The 19341-nt window shown below is 71.2% G+C and carries 19 protein-coding genes; 10 read left to right on the top strand and 9 right to left on the bottom strand.

Features of this window, described 5'->3' with window-relative positions:
• Nucleotides 1–59 precede the first annotated feature (59 nt).
• A complete protein-coding gene (locus QSK32_RS28885; protein ID WP_285473693.1) occupies nucleotides 60–1340 on the top strand; it encodes an APC family permease in 1281 nt (426 codons plus the stop codon).
• Here the strand turns inward: QSK32_RS28885 and QSK32_RS28880 are convergent.
• The 4 genes from QSK32_RS28880 to QSK32_RS28865 form a co-directional block, all read right to left on the bottom strand.
• On the bottom strand, nucleotides 1318–1776 hold the full coding sequence (locus tag QSK32_RS28880; RefSeq protein ID WP_045745656.1) for an Lrp/AsnC family transcriptional regulator: 459 nt from the start codon (nucleotides 1774–1776) through the stop codon (nucleotides 1318–1320). The genes QSK32_RS28885 and QSK32_RS28880 overlap by 23 nt on opposite strands.
• 40 nt (nucleotides 1777–1816) lie before the next feature.
• Nucleotides 1817–2161: a hypothetical protein gene (locus tag QSK32_RS28875; protein ID WP_045745655.1), complete on the bottom strand. Its 345-nt coding sequence runs from the start codon at nucleotides 2159–2161 to the stop codon at nucleotides 1817–1819.
• A gap of 274 nt (nucleotides 2162–2435) precedes the next feature.
• The gene (locus QSK32_RS28870) at nucleotides 2436–3173 is read right to left on the bottom strand and encodes a class I SAM-dependent methyltransferase (RefSeq protein WP_285473692.1); all 738 of its coding nucleotides are present in this window, start codon (nucleotides 3171–3173) and stop codon (nucleotides 2436–2438) included.
• A gap of 338 nt (nucleotides 3174–3511) precedes the next feature.
• Nucleotides 3512–4357, bottom strand: a complete 846-nt coding sequence (locus QSK32_RS28865) for a helix-turn-helix transcriptional regulator (RefSeq protein ID WP_285473691.1) — start codon at nucleotides 4355–4357, stop codon at nucleotides 3512–3514.
• Nucleotides 4358–4687: 330 nt separating this feature from the next.
• On the opposite strand from QSK32_RS28865, the gene QSK32_RS28860 reads away from it, so the two are divergent.
• Nucleotides 4688–5485: an SDR family NAD(P)-dependent oxidoreductase gene (locus QSK32_RS28860; RefSeq protein WP_285473690.1), complete on the top strand. Its 798-nt coding sequence runs from the start codon at nucleotides 4688–4690 to the stop codon at nucleotides 5483–5485.
• 187 nt (nucleotides 5486–5672) lie between these two features.
• On the opposite strand, the gene QSK32_RS28855 is transcribed toward QSK32_RS28860, so the two are convergent.
• Both QSK32_RS28855 and QSK32_RS28850 read right to left on the bottom strand, forming a co-directional pair.
• A complete protein-coding gene (locus QSK32_RS28855) occupies nucleotides 5673–5915 on the bottom strand; it encodes a hypothetical protein (RefSeq protein WP_285473689.1) in 243 nt (80 codons plus the stop codon).
• A gap of 207 nt (nucleotides 5916–6122) precedes the next feature.
• Nucleotides 6123–7652, bottom strand: coding sequence for an HD domain-containing phosphohydrolase (locus QSK32_RS28850; RefSeq protein WP_285473688.1), 1530 nt, complete (start codon nucleotides 7650–7652; stop codon nucleotides 6123–6125).
• A gap of 98 nt (nucleotides 7653–7750) precedes the next feature.
• On the opposite strand from QSK32_RS28850, the gene QSK32_RS28845 reads away from it, so the two are divergent.
• Nucleotides 7751–8152, top strand: a complete 402-nt coding sequence (locus QSK32_RS28845) for a nuclear transport factor 2 family protein (protein ID WP_045744454.1) — start codon at nucleotides 7751–7753, stop codon at nucleotides 8150–8152.
• Between the two features lie 191 nt (nucleotides 8153–8343).
• Here the strand turns inward: QSK32_RS28845 and QSK32_RS28840 are convergent, their stop codons facing one another.
• Together QSK32_RS28840 and QSK32_RS28835 are read right to left on the bottom strand one after the other, a co-directional pair.
• Nucleotides 8344–8823 carry a DUF4232 domain-containing protein gene (locus QSK32_RS28840; protein WP_045744453.1) on the bottom strand — a complete coding sequence of 160 codons (480 nt, stop codon included), beginning with the start codon at nucleotides 8821–8823 and terminating at the stop codon, nucleotides 8344–8346.
• A gap of 407 nt (nucleotides 8824–9230) precedes the next feature.
• Nucleotides 9231–9797 carry a TetR/AcrR family transcriptional regulator gene (locus tag QSK32_RS28835; RefSeq protein WP_045744452.1) on the bottom strand — a complete coding sequence of 189 codons (567 nt, stop codon included), beginning with the start codon at nucleotides 9795–9797 and terminating at the stop codon, nucleotides 9231–9233.
• 174 nt (nucleotides 9798–9971) lie between these two features.
• On the opposite strand from QSK32_RS28835, the gene QSK32_RS28830 reads away from it, so the two are divergent.
• The 7 genes from QSK32_RS28830 (at nucleotide 9972) to QSK32_RS28800 (ending at nucleotide 17940) form a co-directional block, all read left to right on the top strand.
• Nucleotides 9972–11396 (top strand): MFS transporter, encoded by a 1425-nt coding sequence (locus tag QSK32_RS28830; protein ID WP_285473687.1) that lies wholly within the window; start codon nucleotides 9972–9974, stop codon nucleotides 11394–11396.
• A 221-nt stretch (nucleotides 11397–11617) separates the two neighbouring features.
• Complete coding sequence (locus QSK32_RS28825) at nucleotides 11618–12034, top strand: OsmC family protein (protein WP_045744451.1); 417 nt, start codon at nucleotides 11618–11620, stop codon at nucleotides 12032–12034.
• A gap of 67 nt (nucleotides 12035–12101) precedes the next feature.
• Nucleotides 12102–12359: a hypothetical protein gene (locus QSK32_RS28820; RefSeq protein ID WP_157411206.1), complete on the top strand. Its 258-nt coding sequence runs from the start codon at nucleotides 12102–12104 to the stop codon at nucleotides 12357–12359.
• A gap of 46 nt (nucleotides 12360–12405) precedes the next feature.
• Nucleotides 12406–14559: an MMPL family transporter gene (locus QSK32_RS28815; RefSeq protein ID WP_285473686.1), complete on the top strand. Its 2154-nt coding sequence runs from the start codon at nucleotides 12406–12408 to the stop codon at nucleotides 14557–14559.
• A gap of 75 nt (nucleotides 14560–14634) precedes the next feature.
• Nucleotides 14635–15306: a response regulator gene (locus tag QSK32_RS28810; protein WP_045744448.1), complete on the top strand. Its 672-nt coding sequence runs from the start codon at nucleotides 14635–14637 to the stop codon at nucleotides 15304–15306.
• Complete coding sequence (locus QSK32_RS28805) at nucleotides 15303–16454, top strand: sensor histidine kinase (protein WP_045744447.1); 1152 nt, start codon at nucleotides 15303–15305, stop codon at nucleotides 16452–16454. Before QSK32_RS28810 ends, QSK32_RS28805 begins: the two co-directional genes overlap by 4 nt.
• 61 nt (nucleotides 16455–16515) lie before the next feature.
• Entirely contained in the window at nucleotides 16516–17940 is a 1425-nt protein-coding gene (locus QSK32_RS28800; RefSeq protein ID WP_045744473.1) for a WGR domain-containing protein, read from the top strand.
• Nucleotides 17941–18462: 522 nt separating this feature from the next.
• Here the strand turns inward: QSK32_RS28800 and QSK32_RS28795 are convergent.
• Nucleotides 18463–19329, bottom strand: a complete 867-nt coding sequence (locus QSK32_RS28795) for an SMI1/KNR4 family protein (RefSeq protein ID WP_245674082.1) — start codon at nucleotides 19327–19329, stop codon at nucleotides 18463–18465.
• Nucleotides 19330–19341 lie beyond the last annotated feature (12 nt).

Below are 19341 nucleotides of genomic sequence, written 5' to 3'. Positions count from 1 at the left end.
TCCGAACGTTGTTCAGAATCGACCGGGTTCCGGCGTTCGTGCGGCTAGTTTTCCCGGTCATGTCCACGCAAACGAAGATCAAGATGTTGGGGGTCGGGGAGGGCACCGCGCTGTTCGCCGGTGCGGTCCTCGGCCCCGGGGTGCTGGTGCTGCCGGCGCTCGCGGCCAAGGCGGCCGGGCCGGCGTCCATCGTGGCGTGGCTCGTGCTGCTGGTGTTCAGCGTGCCGGTGGCCGCCACCTTCGCGGCCCTCGGCGCACGGCACCCCGACGGCGGCGGGGTCGCCACGTTCGTCACCCGCGCCTTCGGCTCCCGGTTCGCCGTCCCGGTCGGATGGTGGTTCTACTTCGCCGTCCCGGTCGGGGTGCTCGCCGGCGCACTGGTGGGCGGCGAGTACGTCGCGGCGGCACTCGGGGCCGGGCCCGCGGCCGCGTCGGGGATCGCCGTCGCGATCCTGGCCGCCGCCTTCGGCGCCAACTACGTCGGGCTGCGGCTGTCCGGCCGGGTGCAGCTCGCGATGGTCGCCGTGCTGGCCGCCCTGCTCCTGGTCACCGTGATCGCCGCGGCGCCGTCGAGCCGCGCGGAACACTTCACCCCGGTCGCCCCGCACGGCTGGACGGCCGTCGGGACCGCCGCCACCGTGCTGTTCTACGCCTTCTCCGGCTGGGAGGCGGCCAGCCACCTCTCCGCCGAGTTCCGCGATCCGCGCCGCCACCTGCCGGTGGCCACGGCGCTGACGCTGGTGCTGGTCTCGGTGCTCTACCTGTCACTGGCCACGGTCACCGTCGGCGTCCTCGGCGGCGAGGCCGCAACCACGCCGGTGCCGCTGAGCCTGTTGCTGGAGACCGCGTTCGGCCCGGCCGGCCGCACGGTCACCGCCGTCGCGGCGGTCTTCCTCAGCTTCATCGCGGTCAACACCTACCTCGCCGGTGGGGCGCGGCTCGGGGCGGCGCTGGGCCGCGACGGCGGACTGCCGCGCGTGCTCGCGAAGGGCGGGACCGCGGGTGACGTGCCGCGGCGCAGCCTCACCGTTCAGCTGGTCCTGTGCGCGATCGCGGTCGCCGTCACGGCCGTCCTCGTGATCGACCTCGACGGTCTCATGCGGATCACCTCGGTCTGCCTGGCCGCCGTCTCCTTCGCCGGGATGGCGGCGGCGCTGCGGCTGCTGCCCCCGCGATCACTGATCTGGTACGCCGCCCTGACCGGACTGGCGTTCACCGGACTGGTCCTGCTGTTCTGCGGCCCGCTCCTGCTCGTCCCGGCAGCCCTGGGCGCCGGCGCTCTGCTCACCGTCCGCTCCTCGCCGGCGGTGCGCCGGCTCACGCCTCGAGCACTTCGATGACGGGCTTACGGGCGTGCTGATAGATCACCGAACTCTGGAACTTGACGATCTCGCGGCGGCCACTGAACTTGTCCATCAGGAAGCCGTGCAGGGCATCCACGTCGGGAACGCCGACGTGCACGAGGAAGTCGTCGCCGCCGGCCACCACGAACACCGACAACACCTCGGGCAGGCTCATCGCGTACGCCTTGAAGCCCTCGATGACGGTCCGGTTCAGCGGCCGCACCTGGACGTGCAGCAGCGCCTGCACACCACGGTTGAGCGCCGCGAAGTCGACCTCCGCGTGGAACCCGGTGATGACGCCCCGCTCCCGCAGCGACCGGACCCGCTCCAGGCACGTCGAGGGTGCCACGCCGACCGCCCGCGCCAGCTCCCGGTTCGTCTGCCGGGCGTCGGTCTGCAGGTGCGCCACGATCGCGGCATCGATCTCATCCACGGTCAGTGATCATATGCAGCCACCGACGCGGCGCCACGGATCACTGGTCCTCGCGGACCTTGCCGTCGAGGTTCGGGCGGGCCCGTCCGTCGACCGAGACACAGATCCCGGCGACCTTCGCCCAGCCCGCCCAGCCGTTGATGCGGCCGCGGTTGTTCGAGATCTGCACCCGGGTGCGGGGCGCGTCGACCGCGCTCACCTTGTGCAGGTAGACGTTCCCGGCGACCTTGACGAGCACCACGTCGCCCGTGGTCAGCGCGGACGCGACACAGGGCCGGACGACGACCTGCGCGCCGTCGGCGACCAGGCCGGGCATCGAGTTCCCCCGCGGCCGGAACGTGACGGTCTCACCGGCCAGAGCACGGCCGTAGACACCACCGAGCATCCAGTACTCCTCTCCTTCATCAACCCTTTCGGATATGACGGTACGCAGGCCCGGCACACGGCGAGCGAACGCCACCCGGCTCAGACGTCCAGGGGGCGTCCTGCGGAGATCGGCAGTCAGGCAGTTGATCAATCGCCCGCAGGGGTTCGCTGTTTCCGGTGCCCGTAACCGCGGAAACGCGGCGGGCGATTGATCAACACCGATGACGCTCCAGAAATCGAGCACGCGAAACTCCTCTCCCAAGCTTCTACGGTGGCCCGCCCCGGCCCGCTGGTCAGCGGATCGCCACCACGATCCGCTCTTCGAGGTCCTGGAAGACCACGTCGACCTCGCTGAAGCCCGCCTCGCCCAGCGCCGCCCGCTGGAACTCCAGGCTCGCCCCCGCCCAGTCCCGCGAACCCTCCGGCCACAGCTTGCGGCGCCCGGCGAGGGCCTCGGCCAGCTCCGGGCGCTGTTCGACGGACGCCCACCAGTCCGCCCAGGACTCGGCCCCGGCATTGATGCCCCTCTGCTGGCGGGCCTCGTCGATGGCCTTGCAGGCGGCCTGCAGGCGACCACCGGACGGCAGCGGCACGTGGTCGGCGTTGATCAGCACGCCGCCGGGGCGCAGCAGTCCGGCCGCGGTCCGGTAGACGCCGGCCAGGTCCGGCGGCGACAGCCAGTGCAGGGCGGTGCTGGACAGTACCGCGTCGAAGGTGCCCAGGTCACCGGCCCAGGACGGTTCGCGCAGGTCCGCGCGTACCCATTGCAGCCTGCCGTCCTGGTCGCCGAGCGCGCCCTCGCCGATGGCGAGCAGTACCGGGTCGACGTCCACGGCCACCGAACGCCCCTGCGGGAACCGGCGCAGGAACCGCTCGCTGATCGCGCCGGGGCCGCACGCCAGGTCGAGGACGGTCAGCTCGGGTGCCGGGCACAACTGGGCGAGGACGTCGAACATCACGTCGTACACCCGGTCGCGCTGTTCGATGTAGACGGTCTGCTGGGCGTCCCAGCGACGCAGTAGGTCGATCATGAATGCTCCTGTGGCTGGCTTTTCGCTAGTCTCGCGTGGGTGTGCCCGGCGGCGATCAGTTCCTGATGGCCAGGTCGAACGGTCTGCGGCTCAGCAGGTGAGCCTCCATCAAGGATCGCGACACTATTGCATCTTCCTTGCAACAGCTACAGATATGCAATATGTCGGGGGTCTCTCCGTCACCCGAGCCAGTCGTTGCCGGGCAGACCGGGGAACCTGGTGATGTCCAGCTCCGGTCTAGATCCGCCGCCGGGCCGAGGCCGAAGTGCTCCACCGGCCAGCGCACCCGCTCGGCCGCGACGATGGTGAGCCGCCCGGAGACCCCTCGAAATCAGCTCTCACGACACTTCGGTGAACGACTGAAGGCCGATGGTGCCGAGCAGGCTCAAGGTACGGGCATCGGCGGAACCCGGGGCCGCGGTGTAGATCACGATCCGCAGGTCACTGCCTTCGACGGTGAGGACGTCGCAGTCGAGGGTCAGTGCTCCGACCTGCGGGTGGAGCACGGTCTTACGGGTCGCTGCGTGGCGGGCCACGATTCCGTGCCGCCAGAGTTCGTCGAAGCGTGCGCTGGTACGCCTCAGGTCGGCGATCAGGGCGCGGAGTGGTTTGTCGTCGGGGTGGCGGCCGGCCGCGGCGCGCAGGTCGGCGACGGCGGCGGTCTCGAATTCGGAATCCTGTACGGGGGTGGCCACGATCCGGGTCGGTCCGCCGGTGAAGTGGCGCCACAACAGGTTGCGCTGACGGTCGGTCTCACCCTTCATGTCGCCGAGCAGGGCTTCGCCGAGCGGGTTGACGGCAACCAGGTTCCAGGCGGCGTCGAGGACCATGAGGGGGACGTCGCCAAGACGGTCGAGCATGCGCTGGACACCTGGGGTCAGGTGCCGGTTGACGCCCGCGGTACGAGGGTTGGCGTGCCCGGCGAGGTGAAACAGGTGAGCGTTCTCGTCATCGCTGAGCCGCAGTGCCCGTGCGAGGGCTTCCAGGACCGAAGGTGACGGGTTGCCGGCGCGGCCCTGTTCGAGGCGGGCGAGGTAGTCGACGGACACCCCGGCGAGGTGGGCGACCTCCTCGCGGCGCAGACCGGGTGCTCGCCGCAGGTTGCTGGTGGACAGCCCGACACTCGCCGGGGTAACGCGGTCTCGCCAGGTGCGCAGGCACCGGGCCAGTTCGTCGTGGTTCACCCTCTGATCATCGCGCGTCGTGGGCTGATCAGCGTCGCCCTGCCAGTCCTAGGCAGAAGCCGTCTCTCGTGCCCCCGGCCGGGCGGCGGCACGGTAGTGGTGCAGCGGCCGAGTCCTTGGCCGCACAGGTCAGGGAGCGCCATCGATGAACCGACCGCACCAGGCGCGACGTCCTGGTCCCGATCCTCGGGCCGGGAAGTCCGACGAGGAGTTCGACCGGGCCCTGGTCGTCGACACCCGAGCGGTGTTCACCGCGGTCATCGCCGCCGCTCGGCCCACGCCCTGCAGTCCGCCCTTTCCCGCTGTTCCTACCGTTGTGGAGAACCGACCATGAGCACGCACCCGAACCACCACCCCGCGCCCATCACCATCGAGGCCCGCCGGCTCGAGGGCAAAGTCATCCTGATCACCGGCGCCTCCGCCGGTATGGGCGAGGCCGCCGCCCGCCGGTTCGCCGCCGAAGGAGCCCGGGTGATCGCCGGAGCCCGGCGCACCGACCGGCTCGAAGCACTCGCGAAGGAACTGTCCGCGACCGGCAACGAGGTGGTCGCCGTCCCGCTCGACGTCACCGACGAGGCCTCCGTCGCGGCGGCGGTCGCCACCGCCGTCGACCGGTTCGGCCGGCTCGACGGTGCGCTGAACGCCGCCGGGATCACCAGCGACGGCACACCGCTGCACGAGAAGCCCACCGACGTCTACGACCGGATCATGGACATCAACGCCAAGGGCGTCTTCCTGTCCATGAAGTACGAGATCCCCGCCCTGCTCGCCGCCGGCGGCGGCTCGATCGTCAACGTGTCGTCCATCGGAGGCATGGTCGGCGTCGCCGGCATCTCCGAGTACGTGGCATCGAAGTGGGCGGTCAACGGTCTCAGCAAGAGCGCCGCGCTCGAACTGGCCTCCTTCAACATCCGGGTCAACGCGCTCGCACCGGGTTCCACCCGCACGGAGATGTGGGACCAGCTTCCGGTCCACTTCCAGGAACACCTCGCGGCCATGGCCCCGATGAACCAGATCGCCCTGCCCGACGACATGGCCCGCGCCGCGCTGTTCCTGCTCTCCGACGAGAGCCGCTGGACCACCGGTGCCATCATCCCCGCCGAGGGCGGACACCACATCGGTCGATGAAGGACCCGTGGCCGGGGCCCCGCGGCCCCGGCCACACCACCCGGCCGGGGCCTCAGCGGGGACCGGCCGTGCAGTTCGGAGGATCGTCACCGCCACCACGGTGACGATGGCCGGAGCAGTCAGATCGCTCCTGCCGGCGATGGCGGCACGGGCAGGAGCCGGTTCGAGGCCACCGGCCGTGGTGCGGTCATTCCCGCGCGGCCAGTACAGCGACCGGCCGGCCCAGGGTCGCCGACCAGGTGGTCAGCACACCGGCGGTCCCGGTGATCAGGAACCCGCCCAGGACCACCGTCGCGATCAGCAGCCACGGCAGGTCGAGGGCTGCGGCCCCGGACACCGCCCCGGTGGTCGACAGCGCGGCCGGCAAGGTACCGCCCGCTGCGAATCCACCCAGAACCAGGCCGATCATGGTGACCAGCGAGGACTCCACGAGGGGCTTTCCCTACCCTGCTCGGTCTCGGCGCAGTGAACAGCGCAGCGCGGTGTGCCCACCCCGCAGGGATGCGCCCACCGGATCGCCCGGCACGGTCACATCGATGATGGTGGTCAACTGCTTCCTTCCGTCGTCGAACACCGGCAGCCTCGACGTGTCGGGTGCTCACTCGACAGGTCAGGAGCAGCCGCCTGCATCCAGGCGTCAGGGCAGGAGGCCGTGGTCCATGCCGAACAGCGCGATGCCGGCACGCGTACGCCGCCCGGTCTTGTCGTAGATGTGGGCGAGGTGGTGCCCGACCGTCCGCGGTGAGATCGACAGCTCCGTGCCGATCTGACGGTTCTGCAGCCCGCGGGCGGCCAGCCGCAGCACCTGCACCTCCCGCTCGCTGAGTCCCGCGGGCAGCAGCCTGCGTGGCGCCCGGACACCCATCGCTTCGATCACCAGCCGAGCGCTCTCCGGATCCACGCCGCCGTCGTCGGCGTCACGGATCAGCAACGCCGCCGCCTCGTCCAGCGGGTACGCGGGCCGGTGCGCCCGGGGTTCGGTCAGCGCCGCCAGCATGTCCGCCGCGCCGATGATCCGCGCGGGCAGCGGCAGAGCCCTGGCGTTGTCCCCCCGGTGGTAGCCGTGACCGTCCCCACGTTCGTGGTGTGCCGACGCGATCGGGGCCAGATGGGCGAGCGCCGGCACCCGGGACAGGATCCGGTGCGTCCAATAGGTGTGCAGGCGGATCTTCTCGCTCTCGGCGAGGCTCAGCCCGCCGGGCCGGTCCCAGATCCCGGCCGGTACGCCGACCCGGCCGATGTCGTGCAGCAGCGCGGCGCTCCGCAAGAGGGCCAGTTCGTCCGCTTCCAGCCTCGCCACCCGGCCCGCTGCTTCGGCGAGGTCGGCCACGTGCCGGCTGTGCCCGAGCAGCCACCTGCTCTTGAGATCGACGACCCGGGCCAGGGACTCCGCGAGCCTCGGCACCGACCCGAAGGGGACGGTCACGTGCGGCTCAGGCTCGGCCTGCAGGACGGCGGCGATGGAGTCCGGACCGTTCAGCGCAGCCAGCAGGCTCGCGGCGCCGGCGACGAACACCTGAGCCATCTCCGGGTCCAGGTGCCCGCCCGACCGCCGGCTCACCTCGTCGATCGCGGCGCTGACACCGCCTCCGGCGTGGGCGAGTACGGCCTGCTCAGCAACGTGGACGATGCGGGCGGCCGCCGACACTTCGGTTCCGGCCCGGCCGTCGGGGATGCCGAGGCCGTCCCATCGTTCGTAGACGTCGTCGAGCGCGGCGACCGACTCCGGGAGCAGACCGAACTCCACGCCGAGAGCACGGCTGGTCTCGCATCCGTTGCGCATGGCCTGCACGCCCGCCGTCGGCAGCACGTCGACGAAGGTGCGGGCCAGACCGGTGGACGCCGTGCCGGCCCATTGCCCGAAGGTGGCCAGTTGCCGGGCGAACACCACCTCGTCGCCGACGTCGAGCCGTTTCAGGTAGGCCTGGAAGGCGACGTCGTCCCCGAAGAGCTCAGACAGCTCCGGCGCGTACGACGTGCACCCCACCGACCGCAGCAGCGCGGTCTCGAACACCGCGCGCACCACACGGGGGTCGGCGGACCAGCCGCGGGCCAGCGCCGTCGCCACCACGCAGGTACGCAGCCCCTTCTCGAAGTCCATGCCGGTGGCGAGGTCGGTGGTCAAGGAGAGCGCCGCCAGCACCTCGGCCACCCTGATGGTCCGCATCAGCGGGCCACCCCGGCGATAGGTCGCACGACCGATGTGGCGCGGACGGCCCGGACCGACCATGGATCCGCACATCGCACTTCCAGTAAGGGGAAACCATGCACGAGCAGACTGCTCCCGTTGATGTCGTGGCCGATCTCTATGCGGCGCTGGGCCGTGGGGACGTCCCGGCGCTCCTGGCCGGCCTGTCTCCGAACATCGCCTGGGTGGTGCCGGAGGGGCTGCACTACGGTGGCACCTACCGCGGCCGGGACGAGGTTCTGAACAACGTCTTCGCCCGCTTCACCGCCGAGTGGGACGGCTTCGTCGTCGACCCGGCCGAGATCGTGCCCGCCGGAGACGTCGTCGTCGCGCTGGGACACTACCGGGGGCGGAGCCTGGCGACGGGCAAGGTGATGGCGACCCGTTTCGTTCACGTGTGGCGGTTGCGTGACGGTGTGCCGGTGCACTTCGAGACGGTCATGGACACGTACACGATGCGGGCCGCGGCACAGAACTGAGCGGATCGGGGAGATCGTCGCACGACGGTCTCCCCGGCCGCCCGGGGCGAGCCACTCAGCCCATGTGTTGATCATCGATGTCCCGGTGTTCCCGTCTGATGCTGAGGTCAGGCGTCACCTTGCACCACAGGGCTGTTCATCGGTCAGGTCATTCGTTGCTCGATTCTCGTGACGTGATCATCGGCGTCTGCTCAGTTCGCGGCGACCGTGAGCGGCTGGAACCTGTTCACCGCCATGTCGCCGGAGACGGCTGCCGTGCCCTGCAGCACGCTCTCGCCGGATGGCCAAGGCACGCTGATCGGCTGCGGGTCGCCGGGTACCGCGATGAGCAGCGTGGCCGGGTCCCAGGGCTGCTCGCTGTCGGTTCCGTCCAGGTAGACGAGCACGGCCTCCGCCGCCTGGCCTGCAGGGATGCGCACCTCGCCGGCCTCACCGTCGAGTGGCAGGTCGAGTGACGCCGCCCATCGGCGGGTGGCCGGGCCCTCCAGCCGGCCGGAGATGCCGCCCGCGACGAAGCAGGTCGCGGCCGAGCGGTTGGTCAGCACGACCCTCATCGAGCCCACGGCGACATCACTGAGCTGGCCCGTCTCGGGCGTGCCGAGAGCGGCGGAGAGGTCGCTGGACCGGCAGTCGCTCTCCGCGGCCGGCGGGGACGCAGCGGAGCTGCCCACGGGCGCTGCGAAGCTACCCGCAGGCGCTGCGGCGTTGCCCGCGGGCGCCGCGGCGGGCTCGCCTGCAGCACAGCCGGCCAGCAGCACCATGCCCGCACAGACCGCGGCGGGCAAGTATCCATGAGCAGTACGTGGGTTCATCGTCGGTCCTCCTGGGCTGCGGCCCGCGGTCGCGCCGATCGCTGCGGCACAGGCGCGGCAAACAGTCCACACCGTCACCCGGCGGAGTGTCCGAACACGAGGCCGGATGTGCTCACCACCGCAGGAGAGGCGCGGTGCTTCCACATCCGGCGGCGCATGACCAGAGCACGGCTGATGAGTTGACCCGGCGCGGCGCGATGTCGCCGCGCCGGCGCCGTGCAGGTCTCGGCCCGGTGCACTGACCCGGATCCGGCAGCGGGAACGGGTCAGGACGCCTGTTCGGCGGTCAGGCCGATCAGGGCCAGGTCGAGCAGGCGTTCGGCCTGGCCGGGTTCACCGGATCGGTCGAGGGCGAGGGCGATGCCGGTCAGCAGGGTGAAGACCTCGGCGGCGGTGACATCCGGCCGGGCTGCTCCGGCGGCGAGCAGGGACTCGATCGCGGCCATGATCTGGTTGGGGCTGTCCGCATACGGGTTGACTCCGGAGTCCACCACGGCGCGCAGGGCGTCGGCCATCCCGAATTTGGCAGTGGTGTATTCGATCAATCGGCTCATCCACGCGCGCAGCGCGTCCTTCGGGGGATGGTCCGCCAGTAATGCGGGGGCGGCGGCGCAGAGCCGGGTCAGTTCGTTGTGGTAGGCGGCCGCGATCAGCGCCTCCCGGGTCGGGAAGTTGCGGTAGAGGGTGGCGCTGCCGACGCCCGCCTCTTTGGCGATGCGCTCCAGGTGGGTGCCGAGTCCCTCCTCGGTGAAGATGCGAACCGCCGCCGACAGGATCCGCTCGCGGTTGCGCTGTGCGTCAGCCCGTAACGGGCGTTCTGTGCTCCTGGCCACCGGTGTTTCAGACCCCCTCACTGGATAAGTGGGGGCGCCCCCACTTATGCTGAGACTAAGTGGTGGCGCCTCCACTTCCAGTCTAGGGCAGTCCTGCCCTCGATCGATTCCGCATGCCCGGACCCGCGAACCGAACGGCGCGGGCGGGCGGCACAGCACAGGGAGTGCAAACAAGTGAGCACCTCGCTCAACGACACCGGGACACCGCAGGCGAACACCGCTGCCGTGCCGGCCCGGCACCTGACCGGCGGCATGGCCCTCATGCTGCTCGCACAGCTCATGTTCGTGCTCGACACGACCATCATCAACGTGGCGCTGCCACGCATCGGCACCGGCTTGGGCTTCGTGCCGGCAACCCTGTCATGGGTGGTCAACGGATACGCGCTCGCCTTCGGTGGCCTGCTGCTGCTGGGCGGCCGCCTCGGTGACGTCCTCGGCCGCCGGCGCGCCTTCATCATCGGCGTCGCCTTCTTCACCCTCGCCTCACTGGCCGGCGGACTGGCCCCCGCTCCCGGCTGGCTGATCGCCGCCCGTGCCGTGCAGGGCGCCGGTGCGGCGCTGGCCGCTCCCGCGGTTCTGGCGCTGCTCACCGTCAGCGCCCCGGACGAAGCGGCGCGGCGCCGGGCCCTCGCGCTCTTCTCCGCGGTCGGCGTCGGCGGCGGCACCCTCGGCCTCGTACTGGGCGGGGTGCTCACCGAGTACGGCTCATGGCGCTGGACGATGTTCGTCAACGTGCCGATCGGCGTAGTGGTGCTGGTGCTGGTGCCGCGGCTCGTCAACGCCGTCCCCGGGTCGCCGGGACGATTCGACGTCCTCGGTGCGATCACCGCTACCGGCGCCGCTACCGGCGCCGTCTGGGCTCTGATCCAAGCGCCCGAGCGCGGCTGGACCTCGCCGAGCGTAGTCGGCGGCCTGGTCGCCGGTGCGATCCTGCTGCTGGTTCTGATCGTGACGGAACGCCGCGTGGAGCACCCCCTGCTGCGGCCCGCTCTGCTGCGTGACCGGCGGCGGGTCACCGGCTTGATCGTCTCCACGCTGGTCTTCGGCGGCCAGATGTCCATCTTCTTCTTGGTCGTGCAGTATCTCCAGCGTGAGCTGGACTTCACGCCGCTCGCCGCCGGCCTGGCGTTCGTGCCGATGACCGCCGGGATCTTCGCGATGTCGCGGTTCACGCCACGGCTGGTGGGGCGATTCGGGCAGACACCGCTGCTTGTCATCGGCTGCCTGGGGCTCACCGCCAGCTACGCCTGGCTCAGCGCCGTCGGCGACACCGACGGCTACGCGACCGCTGTCCTGGGGCCGCTGTTGCTCAACGGTGTCGCCGCCGGGCTGACCTTCATGCCGGCCGCCTCGCTCATCCTCGGCGGAATCGCCCCGGCTGACGCCGGCGCCGCATCCGGCCTCATGCAGACCTCCCAACAGCTCGGCGGCGCGGTGGGACTCGCGGTCATCGTCTCGGTGTACGCGGCCGGGGCCGTCCCCGAGGCATTCCTGCCCGGTGCCCGCGCTGCGTTCCTCACCGCGGCCGGCTTGACCGTGCTGGCCGTCATCACCGTGGTGGCGCTGCTGGTCCGGCGCAGAACCGCACCCGCCGCCTGATCGAGAGTCCTCAAGCTCGGGGTCCGCTGACCTCGGGAGCCAGAGACGTGACGGCGCCGGAATGAATGCGGACCGTCCGCACGAGCAGTACGCCGGCCGGCTCGAGGTAGCGGTGGATGCCACCCCACGCGGTACTCACGCGCGGGGTGGCATCCACCGCGGCGGAAATGAGCACTCGGTGGACTTCCGGATGGCAACTGTGGAAACGGATCCTCACGGGCATGACCATTCGTACCTCCAGCGCTGTCTGGAACGGCGACCTCAAGTCCGGTACGGGCGACATCGCCCTCGGCTCGGGCGCCCTGAACAGCGCGTACACGTTCGCCTCCCGCTTCGAGGACGGCGCCGGCACCAATCCGGAAGAACTCATCGCGGCGGCCCATGCCGCCTGCTTCTCCATGTTCCTGGCCAACGTGCTCGCCGGCGCCGGTCACACGGCCGACTCCGTGCGAACCGTCGCGGCCGTGACGCTCGGCGACGGTCCCGCGATCACCGGCATCGCGCTGACCACCGAGGCGCGCGTGCCGGGCCTCGCCGCCGAAGCCTTCGCCACTCACGTCGAGACCGCCAAGGCCGGCTGCCCGATCTCCGCCGCCCTCGCCGCCGTCCCGATCACCGTGACGGCCGCTCTGATCTGAGGCTCCGCTGCGCCGCCCGGCCGTGCCCGGCCGGGCGGCGGGCGAGCCGGCACGGATTCCCCCGGAAGTGACATCGCGTTTCACCCCCGTGGAGTACGCCGGTCCGCTACCGCAGGTGTCCGGTGTCCTGACGGTCAGTCGGGGCGGACAGCACGGGGCGGAGGGTCCGGTGTACGAGCCCCGCCGCTCGTTGCCGCACTTCCCCGGCCTGACGCAGGACACCGGGATCATCGGCGAGCTCGAGTCCGGGGAGGAACTCCGGGACGTACCGCGACCGCGGTACACCGCATCACCGCAGCGGGTTGACGATTCCGGCCCCCGCTGACGCGACGCTGATCAGGCCCTGCTCGACCGCCTGAAAGGCCACAGTCTTGTCGACCCTCGCACACTGGTGCTTCCGCCGGCGGTTCGCCGTCGCCGGGGGCTGGATCGTCGCCCTGGTGGCCCTGGCCGCCGTCGCCCTCGCCGGTGGGACCGCCTTCACCGACTCCGCCGACCTGCCCGACAGCGAGTCGGCGACCGCATACGCGCTGCTCGCCGAGTCGACCGGCCAGGCAGGAGCGGACACGGAGAGCGGCACCGTCGTCTGGCACACCGGCGGTACCTCCGTCGACGCCGCGAACGTCAAGAAGGACGTCGCCGGGATGCTCGCCCGCATCGAGGCCCTGCCCGGTGTGCAGGGTGTCGTCAGCCCCTACGACAAGGCCGGGTCCGGTCAGCTCAGCACCGCGACGAACACCGCCTACGCCCGGGTCACGCTCGCCGCGGACGCCGACACCGCAGCGGTGACCGCGGCGGCACTCGCCTACGACAGCGCGGACTTCGACGTCGAGGTCGGCGGGCAGGCGTTCACCGAGCAGCCCGGCGCCTCGCACGGCACCGAGGCGGTCGGCATCATCGCCGCCCTGGTGATCCTGGTGTGGATGTTCCGGTCCGGCTGGGCCGCCGCGCTGCCGATCCTCACCGGCGTCGTCGGCGTCGCCGCCTCCCTGCTGCTGGTCATGATCGCCTCACACGCGGTGGACCTGGCCGCGACCAGCCTGACCATGGGCGCGCTGATCGGCCTGGGCGTCGGCATCGACTACGCGCTGTTCATCGTCAACCGGCACCGGCAGGGCCTGCTCGCCGGCCGTTCGGTACGCGACAGCATCGCCGCCGCGCTGGACACCTCCGGCCGGGCCGTCGTCTTCGCCGGCGCCACCGTGATCGTCGCCCTGCTCGGCATGTTCGTCGTCCAGCTCGGCATCCTGACCGGCATGGCCCGCGCCGCCGCGGTGACCGTGCTGTTCACCATCCTGGCCGCGATCACGCTCCTGCCGGCACTGCTCGGGATGCTCGGGCACCGGGTGCTGTCGCGGCGGCAGCGGGCCGCCCTGACGGCGGGCGCCCACCCGATCGCGTCGCACCGGCCCAGCCTCTCCTACCGGTGGGCCGGCCTGATCGACCGGGCGCCGTGGCGGTCCGCGACGGCGGCGCTGCTGGTCATCGCGGTGCTGGCCGCGCCGGTCACGATGATGCGTGTCGGGGACGCCGACGCCACCAGCGACCCGGCCGGCACCCCGGCCCGCGCGTACCACGATCTGATGGCGCCCGCCTTCGGCGACGGTTTCGACGCTTCGCTGCTGCTCGTCGCCGAGGTGCCGGGCCCGGCCGCCGCCACCGCGTTCACCGCCCTCACCAAGACCCTGGCCACGGTTCCCGGTGTCGCCGCGGTCGCGCCGGCCGGCAAGACCGTGCTGACCGTGATCCCGCGGACCAGCGCGCAGACCGAGGAGACCGCCGATCTGGTGCACCGGCTGCGCGACGAGGTGATCCCCGCCGCGCAGACCGGCACGGACCTGCGGGTGTACGTCGGCGGCACCACCGCGACCAGCATCGACATGTCGGACGCGCTGATGGGTAGGCTCCCGCTGTATCTCGGGCTGATCGCCCTGCTCGGCTTCCTGCTGCTGGCCGTGGCGTTCCGCAGCATCCTGGTGCCGCTGGTCGGGGCGCTCAGCAACCTGGCGACGATCATGGTCGGCCTCGGGGCGGTCACCGCGATCTTCCAGTTCGGCTGGGGCTCGGAGCTGCTCGGCGTCGGATCCGGCGCCCCGATCATGTACCTGATCCCGGTGCTGGTTGTCGGCGTGGTGTTCGGCCTGTCGATGGACTACCAGGTGTTCCTGGTGAGCCGGATGCACGAGGAGTGGACGCACACCCGGGACAACCGCCGGGCGATCCGGGTCGGCCTGACCGAGACCAGCCAGGTGATCGCCGCCGCGGCCACCATCATGCTCTGCGTGTTCGCGTCCTTCGGGTTCAGCGGCGAGCGGATCGTCTCCGGCATCGGCATCGGCCTGGGCATCGCGGTGCTGATCGACGCGTTCATCGTCCGCCTCACGCTGATCCCGGCACTGATGCGGGTGATCGGCCGCGCCAACTGGTCCTACCCGCGCTGGGCGGACCGGGTCACCCCGCGCGTCTCGATCGAGGGACCGGCCGAACCGGCCACCGAGCAGCCCGCGACCGCCGGCGTCCGCTGACCTCCGTTCCCCGCCGCCCGGGTGGATGCGCCGTGCGCGTACACCCGGGCGGTCCTGTCCCGGAAGAATGATCACGTGACCATTCGAGTGCTGCTCGCCGACGACCAGGCCCTGTTGCGAGCGACGTTCCGCCTGCTGCTGGACGCCGAACCCGACATCGACGTGGTCGGCGAGGCCGCCACCGGCGGGCAGGCCCTGGCGCTGGCCCGCGAGGCGCGCGCCGACGTCGTACTGATGGACATCCGGATGCCGGACATGGACGGCATCGAGGCGACCCGGCGGATCGGCGCGGACGACGACCTTGCCGGGGTACGCGTGCTGATCCTGACCACGTTCGAGACCGACGAGTTCGTGGTGGCGGCGCTGCGGGCCGGTGCCAGCGGTTTCCTCGGCAAGGGGGTGGATCCCGCGGACCTGCTGCAGGCGGTCCGGACCGTGGCGTCCGGCGAGTCGCTGCTGTCACCGAGCGCCACCACCGCGCTGATCGGGCGTTTCCTGGCCCAGCCCGATCCGGCGCAGGTGGCCGTCGCCGCTGCGCTGGGCGAGTTGACCGTCCGGGAACGGGAGATCACCGCGATGGTGGGTGCGGGGCTGTCGAACTCCGAGATCGCGGCCCGGCTGACCATCAGCGTCGCCACGGCGAAGACGCACGTCAACCGGGCGATGATGAAGACCGGTGCCCGCGATCGCGCTCAGCTGGTGATCTTCGCGTACGAGAACGGTCTGGTCCGGGCGGGCAACAGGTGATCAGCACCGGGCGGTTCGCGTGGCGCGTCTGGGTGCCGCCGTTGCTGGTCATCATGATCATGATGGCGACGGTCGCGTACCAGCGCGGAGAACTGCTGCGCAAGCCCAACGACAGCCAGCTGATCGTGATCCTGACCGGTGCGACCGTGCTGCTGCTGCGCCTGTGGCAGCCGGTCGCCGTCACGGTCGTGACGCTGCTCGCCGGCGTCGCCCTGCCGTTCGTCGCGGGCCACCTGGTGCTGATCGACGTCGCCGCCGTCGTCGCCTTCTACACCCTGGCCACGCTGCGGAGCCGCCGGATCTCCTGGACCGCCGGGGCGATCGGCGCCGTGGCCCTGACCGCCGCCGCGATCCCCTGGCAGCCGGGCGGCCTGTACGACATCGCCAACCTGGTCCCGGCCAACTACGTGCTGATCGCCGTCGCCCTCGGGGTGGCCTCCAGCGACCGGCAGGCACTGCTCGCCCAGATCCGGGAGCGGGCCGACCTCGCCGAACAGACCCGCGAACAGGAGGCCCGCCAGCGGGTCCGCGAGGAACGCATCCGGATCGCCCGCGACCTGCACGACGTGGTCGCCCACCACATCACCCTGGTCAACGCCCAGGCCGGGGTGGCGCACCACCTGATGAACGCGCACCCGGACAAGGCCCGGGACGCACTGGCCGGGATACGCGACACCAGCCGGGCCGCCCTCGACGAACTGCGCGCCACGGTCGGGCTGCTGCGCGCCGACGACGACCCGCCGGACAGCCTGCGGCCGGCCCCGTCACTGGCCGAGGCGGACGCCCTGATCGACGGCTTCCGCCAGGCCGGGCACGACATCCGGGTGACACGCACCGGCACACCTCGGCCACTGACCGGGGCGGTGGACGTCACCGCGTACCGCATCGTCCAGGAGGCACTGACCAACGCCGGCAAACACGGCACCGCCCGGCAGGCCGACGTGGTGTTCGACCACGGCGACACGTACCTGCGGATCACCGTCGTCAACCCGGCCCGGCCCGGACACCGCGGCGAGGGCACCGGGCACGGGATGACCGGCATGCGGGAACGCGCGGAGGCGGTCGGCGGTCGGCTGACCTGCGGCATGGGCGACGACGGCACGTACGCCGTCCTGGCCGTCCTGCCCCTTCCGGACCCGGCCGCGTGAGAATGTCGTACCCCCTCGCTATGTTCTGCGTCGTTCCCCCTCCTGCCGAAAGGTGGCCCGGATGCCGGCCGACACGACGTACCTCGAGCTCTCCCAGGACAGTGGAAGCGCCCACAAGTTCTACGAGGTGACCATCGACGGCACCGACCTGACCGTCCGCTACGGACGCATCGGTGACCGCGGCCAGGTCAAGCAGTCGTCCTACGCCACCGAGGACAAGGCACGCGCCGAGGCGTCCAAGAAGATCGGAGAAAAGGTCCGCAAGGGGTACGCACCTGCCGTCATCGGTCAGCGGCAGCCCCGTTCCATCACCCGTCGGCAGATCGTCAGCACCCGGTCCACGGCCAAGCGGGCCCCCGTCCTGTGGCGTTACAAGTCCGGCAGCCCCGCGTTCGGGGTGTTCGTCGACGACGACGTCTGCATGGTCGGCAACGAGGCCGGGCTGATCACCACGCTCAGCCACCAGGCCGAGGTGCAGCAGCAGTTCCGCCTCCCGGACGGCGTCAAGTGCATCGTCGCCGACGACCGCTGGATCTACGCCGGATGCGACGACGGCAACGTCTACGACCTGTCCGGCAAGGTGCCGCGCCTGGCCTACCGGATCGCCCCCGAGATCGACATCTACTGGCTGGACATCCACGACGGTGTCCTGGGCGTCTCGGACGCGAACGGCGGCATCGCCGCCATCGACCACGAGGACGAGTTCCTGTGGCAGCGGCCCGGCCGCGGCACGTCGGCGTGGATGGTGCGCTGCGACGACAACGCCGTCCACCACGGCCACAGCGCGGGTGTCACCAGCTACGACTGGCGCACCGGCCAGGAGCTGTGGAACACCGGCACCCGCGGCTCGGTCCTGTTCGGCTGGCAGGAGCGCGACACCGTCTACGCCGGCACGTCCGCCAACCAGGTCGTCGAGCTCGGCAAGGACGGCAGCCACCGCCAGACCTACCGGTGCGACGCCGCCGTGTTCTCCTGCGCCGCGGCCGCCGACGGACGCTACATCTTCGCCGGCGACAGCTCGTCGTCCGTCTACTGCTTCGACGCCGCCGGCACCCGCCTGTGGAAACTCTCCACCGGCTGCGGCTCCGCCTACTCGATGCAATACCACAACGAGCGCCTCTACATCGTCACCACCGACGGCTCCCTGGCCTGCATCGACGCCAGCGAGCAGGCGATCCAGTCGGCGGTCGGCGGCACCGTCCCGGTCGCCGTCGACGTCAAGGCCCCGCCCCGGATGGCCGAGGTGGCCCCCTCCACCACCGTCGAGGTCGTCCACGACCCGGCCGACGGCATCGTCGTCGAGTGCGTCGAGGAGTCCGGCCGCCTGCGCATCCGTGTGGTCACCTCGGGCTACCACTCCGACTGGCAGGTGCAGTTCCCCAAGGGCATCCGCCAGAGCGGCACCCGTTACGTCGTCACCGGCATCCGCGAGGCCTCCCGGGGCGGCTTCTACCGCGCCTACGGCGAGATCCGCCGGCTCTCCTGAGTTTCGTATCCCGTCCGGTGTCCCGGAGGTCGCGCCGGCACCACAGCGCTGCACCTCCGGGCCCGCGCCCTTGCCGGTGCCGCCACCGGCAAGGGCGCCACCGGCAAGGGCGCCACCGGCAAGGGGCTGCCGCCAGGCGGTTGACTGCCGGGATGGAGGCCATCGAGGCCGGCTCGCGTAGCTGCGGGGCGCTCCAGCCGAGCATCTGCTCGAGCAGGCGGAGGGTGTGCTCGATGTCGAAGCGGCACAGCGCCACCGATGCTGATGTCGACCGGTTAAGCCTCGGCATGGCGGACTTTCCCATCTGCCTTCGCCCGTCGCGCGAACAGGACAATCGCCGCCACGGCCGCAGCCACGCGAGGCATATTCGCGGGCTCGCTCTCATGCCGCAGACAACGCGCGGTCGTGGCTTGTCGCGACCCGCACCCGCTCGATCGCCGGCACTCCCCCTAGCCGCCCTGAACGACGCAGCGGACTGGTCCGCGGGGGCGTCAGGTCGGAGCCGGAGGTTGAACGGCAAGCTCAGCGGTCGTAGGAGTGCGGACCGCCGAGCCGGCTGCTCAAGTACCAGGACTGGAGGACGCCGGTCAGCAGGTCGGCCAGCGCTGTCGCGAATCCGGATCCGTACTGCTCCCACAGTGGTCCCCGCTCCTTGAACACCACCGGCCAGTCGTCCGGCGGCACACCCGGTCGGACATGCCAGTAGAGGAAGTCGCCGTTCCCGGTGTGCCCCCAGGAGATCAGGTCGTCGCCGGGCTCGAACCATGCGGGGACGTCCTCCCGGCCCGGGGTCCACCGCGACGCGTCGCCCATGCTCCACTCCCGCCGCCAGTTGCCCGGTCCGAAGAACTCCAGGCCGGTGCACTCGTGGGCGTACGAGTTGTGTTCGACCAGATCCACCCACTCCTCGGGCGCGCCGGGGGCGCACACCTGAAGGTGGTCGTCGACCGAGCCCGGGCCGTAGGCGTCGATGAACGCCTTGTAGTCGCCGGGCAGGGTGACACCGAGTTCGGCCTCCACCGCCGACCAGTCACCCGCATGATCGGCCGCGGGTGGCAGACCCAGGATCGCCGCCAGGTGCGCGACAGCTTCCACCGGTGTCCGACGGGTCACGACGCGGTCCGCGACGGTACGCTCGCCGGACACGATCTCGGCCGGCCGCAGCAGGTCACCGCCGGTGCCGCTCACGATGGCGTACGACTCGGTGAGCTCCACGACGACCAGGTTCACTTCGCGTCGCTCCCGGCCGGGCTCGGTGCGGGCGAGCCGGAAACGCTCACCCGGCTGCGCCCAGTGCCGCGGGTGATAGCCCGGTTCGCCCGCCAGCCGCCACCCGCCCGGGACCGCCTCGACGGCCTCGACGGAGAACTCGAACCGTTCGATACGCACGCCCGTATGGTG

The organism is Actinoplanes sp. NBRC 101535, assembly GCF_030269225.1.
GTDB lineage: Bacteria > Actinomycetota > Actinomycetes > Mycobacteriales > Micromonosporaceae > Actinoplanes > Actinoplanes rectilineatus.
Note: the sequence above shows the minus strand (reverse complement) of the source record. Positions and strands in the feature narration are given on the sequence as shown.

Excerpts from the sequence above, each read along its gene's own strand:
- QSK32_RS28885 (WP_285473693.1), top strand. The coding sequence starts at position 60 with ATGTCCACGCAAACGAAGATCAAGATGTTGGGGGTCGGGGAGGGCACC.
- QSK32_RS28875 (WP_045745655.1), bottom strand. The coding sequence starts at position 2,161 with ATGCTCGGTGGTGTCTACGGCCGTGCTCTGGCCGGTGAGACCGTCACG.
- QSK32_RS28870 (WP_285473692.1), bottom strand. The coding sequence starts at position 3,173 with ATGATCGACCTACTGCGTCGCTGGGACGCCCAGCAGACCGTCTACATC.
- QSK32_RS28860 (WP_285473690.1), top strand. The coding sequence starts at position 4,688 with ATGAGCACGCACCCGAACCACCACCCCGCGCCCATCACCATCGAGGCC.
- QSK32_RS28850 (WP_285473688.1), bottom strand. The coding sequence starts at position 7,652 with ATGCGGACCATCAGGGTGGCCGAGGTGCTGGCGGCGCTCTCCTTGACC.
- QSK32_RS28845 (WP_045744454.1), top strand. The coding sequence starts at position 7,751 with ATGCACGAGCAGACTGCTCCCGTTGATGTCGTGGCCGATCTCTATGCG.
- QSK32_RS28825 (WP_045744451.1), top strand. The coding sequence starts at position 11,618 with ATGACCATTCGTACCTCCAGCGCTGTCTGGAACGGCGACCTCAAGTCC.
- QSK32_RS28800 (WP_045744473.1), top strand. The coding sequence starts at position 16,516 with ATGCCGGCCGACACGACGTACCTCGAGCTCTCCCAGGACAGTGGAAGC.